This window comes from Pseudomonas sp. NY15372 (assembly GCF_048068215.1).
Lineage (GTDB): Bacteria > Pseudomonadota > Gammaproteobacteria > Pseudomonadales > Pseudomonadaceae > Aquipseudomonas > Aquipseudomonas guariconensis_A.
Map to the genome: position 1 here is coordinate 1 of NZ_JBLUPY010000074.1, position 1,919 is coordinate 1,919.

1 protein-coding gene is annotated in these 1,919 nt (G+C 59.9%); it reads right to left on the reverse strand.

Translation table 11 applies throughout. The features are described 5' to 3' along the window. Nucleotides 1–72: 72 nt before the first annotated feature. Entirely contained in the window at nt 73–1,494 is a 1,422-nt protein-coding gene (gene ltrA, locus ACNFG0_RS22790; RefSeq protein ID WP_416766515.1) for a group II intron reverse transcriptase/maturase, read from the reverse strand. Between the last annotated feature and the right edge of the window lie 425 nt (nt 1,495–1,919).

Here is a 1,919-nt window from a genome sequence, read left to right on the forward strand (position 1 = left end):
GATCGAGTAGGAGACGGGCTCTCACCCGTCGTCCTCTCACACCACCGTGCGTACGGTTCCGTACACGGCGGTTCAGGTTATGCGGCTAAGCCTGTTGATCGTATCGAGTATCGAGACCAGTCCGAGTTGATCCCATAGTTTCTTCGGCAACGCCTGATTCATGTGTGGCGCTCCGGAGTTCCACCATGGGCCTCGGCCATTGAAGGCTGATTTGCAAGCCCGCTCCTCGCCTAACCCCAGACGTATCAGGTTGCGCGCCCTCGTGGAGGGCCGCTTCCATTGACGCCAAATGGCACAGCGGAGTTTGTGCCTGATCCAACCATCCAGCTCCTCAAGCGGCCGCTTGCTCTGGCTGAGCTTGAAGTAGTTCGCCCAACCTCGTAACACGGGGTTTATCCGCTCGATGACGCTCGCCATCTTGCGCCCCCGCGCGCCATGTAGCAGTTCGCTTAGCCGGGCGCGCACGCGACCTAGGCTCATCGCTGCCACGCGCAACCTCGGTTGCCGGTGCCCGCTCATGCCATAGCCCAAGTAGTCACACTTCCAAACCCCTGCGACTCGGCTCTTCTTACGATTCACCGTCAGTTTCAGGCGCTGATTCAGGAAGCGCTCAACGCTGCTCATCGTTCGTTCGCCTGCGCGAGGACTGCGCACATAGATGTTTGCGTCATCGGCATAACGGACGAAGCGATGATCTCGTCGCTCCAGCTCGCGGTCGAGTTCGTCGAGCAGGATGTTCGACAGCAACGGCGAAAGTGGGCCGCCTTGCGGCGTTCCCTCCTGCCGTGGGCTGACGACACCGTCCGACATGATCCCGGCCTCGAGATAGCGGCGGATTAGTCTGAGTACTCGTTTGTCTTCGATCCGGCGCTGCAGACAAGCCATCAGGATGTCGTGGTTGACCCGATCAAAGAATTTCTCCAGATCAAGCTCCACACACCAGCGATGGCCTGCCGCCACATGGGCTCGGGCCATTTCTATGGCTTGATGGGCGCTCCTGCCCGGACGAAAGCCGTAGCTGTAGTCCGAAAACAGCGGATCAAAGATTGGCGTGAGCTGTTGCAGCAGTGCTTGCTGAAGCAGGCGATCCACGACACTGGGGATTCCCAGTTGCCGGGTGCCGCCCTGCGGCTTGGGAATTTCGACCGCCCGCACTGCCTGAGGATGGTACTCACCGGCCAGCAACCTGGCTTTGAGGGTTGGCCAATACTGTTTCACGTAGCCTGCCAAGTCGGCGACCGTCATGCCATCGGCACCTGGTGCGCCCTTGTTGCTGACTACGCGTCGATACGCACGCCTGAGGTTGTCCGGTGCAAGCACCCGCTCCATCAGCGTGTCCGGCTCCGCGTTCGTCCACGTCGCTGACGCCGCCGGCACCTTTGCGCTGTCAGGCGTCATCCTTGGCTTCTGGCCTGGACTCAGAGTGACAGTTTCCGCTGTGGGAAATTTCTGCATTACGGCTACCAACGAGACAGTGACACCTACTAGCGGCATAACCTGTTCGGCCCTTGGTGGCGCGGTTAACTGCCACTTACTACGGCTTCGGCTGACTTCTGCACGCTCATTCCGTCGCCTCTCGACGCTCGGTAGCACAGGGCAAACGTGCAGATCTCCCAGGGTAATTCGCGTGACCTTCCTGCTTATGCCTGTCGGATCTACGTCACAGCGTTCCGTGCAAGTATTGGGCTTTGACGATCATAGCCGTCTTACCCCGCTGCGCCGCCTAATCCGCTTCCTGTACGTCAGACCAGCATTTTGCCTCGGGCTTCCTTCAGATTCGTAGTCGCCCACGACACCCTTGCCTCTGGCTAACACTTCCCCTTGCCGGGTGTGTAGAGGACTTTCACCTCCAAGTCACCCACTCGACCACCACAGCCAAGCAGGTTGCGCTTGCGCGCAACGCGCCATGCCTGGCGCAC